The sequence below is a fragment of the Streptomyces calidiresistens genome (assembly GCF_014141525.1).
In the GTDB taxonomy this organism is placed as follows: Bacteria; Actinomycetota; Actinomycetes; order Streptomycetales; family Streptomycetaceae; genus Streptomyces; species Streptomyces calidiresistens.
The window spans coordinates 1-750 of sequence record NZ_VKHS01001394.1; the positions used below are offsets into that span (position 1 = coordinate 1).

The window sequence follows — 750 nt, forward strand, 5'->3', positions numbered from 1 at the left end:
CGTTGAATATATGGCGAAGTGTCCCGAAATGCGGATGATGCTGTCCGGTGCGATGGGACGTGTCGTGCGGGATCGGCCGGATGGGTGGGATTCACCCGGTCGGCCGATCCGGTGGAGCGGATGGTGCTGCGGGGGCCGGGTGGTCCCACGCGCACGAGCAGGTGCAGCAGGCCGGGCTGGGGACCCGCCGTGCAGGGCAGCAGCTCGGTGGCCGACAGGAGTGTGAGCCCGCCGGGCGGACGACCCTTGCCCGCGTACCAGCGGCGGCTCGGCAGCCAGCGGGCGAGCAACCCCGTCAGGGAACGGAGCAGCACGCCGCCGGCGGGGGCGCCGGCCGGCCGGGTTCGGGAAGGGGCCGTCCGGGGCGGAGAGCTTTCCGACATGGCGTCCTTTCCCCGGGGCACGTTGAATATATGGCGAAGTGTCCCGAAATGCGGATGATGCTGTCCGGTGCGATGGGACGTGTCGTGCGGGATCGGCCGGATGGGTGGGATTCACCCGGTCGGCCGATCCGGTGGAGCGGATGGTGCCGGTGGTGCGGTGCCCCGGTCCGGTGGGGCCGGTGGGTCTCCCGGGTGCCCGTGGGGCCCGTGAGGCCCCTGATGTCGAGGGCGACGGGGACCCGGGAGGCGCCCAGAAGATCATGTGAGGATATGAAAAATCGAGATAGTGGGGAGACTGCCCGGAGTCGCCGGAGGTAACCGTTTCTCCCGGGAGACTTTCCCCGGCCCCCGGGGCGCCCCGGAACCC

At 70.7% G+C, this 750-nt stretch carries 1 protein-coding gene; it reads right to left on the minus strand.

The features are described 5' to 3' along the window. On the minus strand, positions 1-314 hold a 314-nt coding region (locus tag FOE67_RS30555), incomplete at its 3' end, for a maltokinase N-terminal cap-like domain-containing protein (RefSeq protein ID WP_438874327.1). Positions 315-750 lie beyond the last annotated feature (436 nt).